Below are 1,317 nucleotides of genomic sequence, written 5' to 3'. Positions count from 1 at the left end.
GCATAGGCACTTTCCGGCAAATTCTGGTCGCGTCGCGGGATTTCGCCGCCGGGGTCAGGGTGGACAAGCCAGAAGATCTTTCTCCCTTGCCGCTCGTTGCCAATGCCGTGCTGCGCAAGCCGTTTACCTGGAGCTTCACGCGAGATGATTTTGAGCCTCGCACCGTCACCATGCGCGAGGCGTTCTCCATCAACTCAACCCCGGCGGTACTGGAAGCCACGCTGGCCGGCGGCGGGGTGGCGGTTTTGCCGGACTATCTCGTCGTCGATTATCTGTCGCAGGGTCGCCTCGTCCATATGCTGCCGGACTGGGAGCTGCCCTCGGGCGGCATTCACGTGGTTTATCCGGCGGCGCGCTTTCGCCCACAAAAAGTGACGCAGTTCGTGTCCATGCTCATGGAACACATTCGAGATTGAGAGCAATCGCTGCCGGTTGAGAAGCCCTTAATTGTTATGGAAGAACCGCCGGCGGAAATGCCGGTCATTGTCCGGCCGCTTGCAATTGTAGACCGGGCAGGACTTGGTGTCGGCGCTCGGCACGTAGGCGCGCGTCCTCACCTCGCCCATGGTGCAGAATTGCTGGCTCTGCACATAGCGGTCATAGAGCGGCAATCCCGGCACACGTGTCGACTGGTAGCGCAGTATGACGGCGCCCTGCCGGGCGATCGTCGCCTGAACCTTGCCGCAGCTCATGCGGGTCGGATCGTAGCGCGAGATCGCCTGCGCCTCGGCGGCCACCAGCGTCAGGCAGGCGGCAAGCAGAATGGTTTTCATGGTCCTCTCCCCTGATCCGCCGCTCGAGGACAGCGTGATCTGTCGCAACGTTTTCAGCAGATTGGGGCAGCCGTTGGGCAGCGCCGCGATCACGGCTTTCTCACGCAGTCTTGTTTTTTATGCGAAACCAGCCTATATGCCTTCCATTGATATTTCGGCCGATCGATCCGGGCCTCGCGATCTTCGCGTTTGCTGACGTCTATCTCCAAAATCTCGATGCACACCGGCTAGACCTCGGTCTGGTCAAACTAAAGCAAATGTTGAAGGACTATCTAAAATGGCAACTGGAACGGTCAAGTGGTTCAACGCCACCAAGGGCTTCGGCTTCATTCAGCCTGACGCGGGCGGCGCGGACGTTTTCGTCCACATCTCCGCTGTCGAGCGTGCTGGACTGTCGACCCTGGTCGAAGGCCAGAAGATCAACTTCGAGATCGAGCAGGACCGCCGCACTGGCAAGTCGTCCGCTGGATCTCTGAGCAAGGCAGCCTGATTTTGCGAAGTGCGCGCGCCGGGCGAGAGCTCGGGGCGCGCGGCAAGTCACGGA

At 60.4% G+C, this 1,317-nt stretch carries 3 protein-coding genes; 2 read left to right on the top strand and 1 reads right to left on the bottom strand.

Annotation, left to right across the window (positions count from 1 at the left end):
- On the top strand, positions 1-416 hold a 416-nt coding region (locus EN935_RS36215; protein ID WP_245489141.1), incomplete at its 5' end, for a LysR substrate-binding domain-containing protein.
- A gap of 27 nt (positions 417-443) precedes the next feature.
- Here the strand turns inward: EN935_RS36215 and EN935_RS36210 are convergent.
- Positions 444-773 carry a hypothetical protein gene (locus tag EN935_RS36210; protein ID WP_127262809.1) on the bottom strand — a complete coding sequence of 110 codons (330 nt, stop codon included), beginning with the start codon at positions 771-773 and terminating at the stop codon, positions 444-446.
- 277 nt (positions 774-1,050) lie between these two features.
- Here EN935_RS36210 and EN935_RS36205 point away from each other — a divergent pair, with 277 nt between their 5' ends.
- Positions 1,051-1,263: a cold-shock protein gene (locus EN935_RS36205; RefSeq protein ID WP_010910991.1), complete on the top strand. Its 213-nt coding sequence runs from the start codon at positions 1,051-1,053 to the stop codon at positions 1,261-1,263.
- Positions 1,264-1,317 lie beyond the last annotated feature (54 nt).

It is taken from the genome of Mesorhizobium sp. M7D.F.Ca.US.004.03.1.1 (assembly GCF_003998635.1).
Taxonomy (GTDB): domain Bacteria; phylum Pseudomonadota; class Alphaproteobacteria; order Rhizobiales; family Rhizobiaceae; genus Mesorhizobium; species Mesorhizobium loti.
The sequence above is the reverse complement of the archived record's forward strand: the minus strand, read 5'-3'. Positions and strand labels throughout refer to the sequence as shown.

What these genes read in the sequence shown, in the direction of transcription:
- EN935_RS36205 (WP_010910991.1), top strand. Translation starts at nt 1,051, where the DNA reads ATGGCAACTGGAACGGTCAAGTGGTTCAACGCCACCAAGGGCTTCGGC.
- EN935_RS36210 (WP_127262809.1), bottom strand. Translation starts at nt 773, where the DNA reads ATGAAAACCATTCTGCTTGCCGCCTGCCTGACGCTGGTGGCCGCCGAG.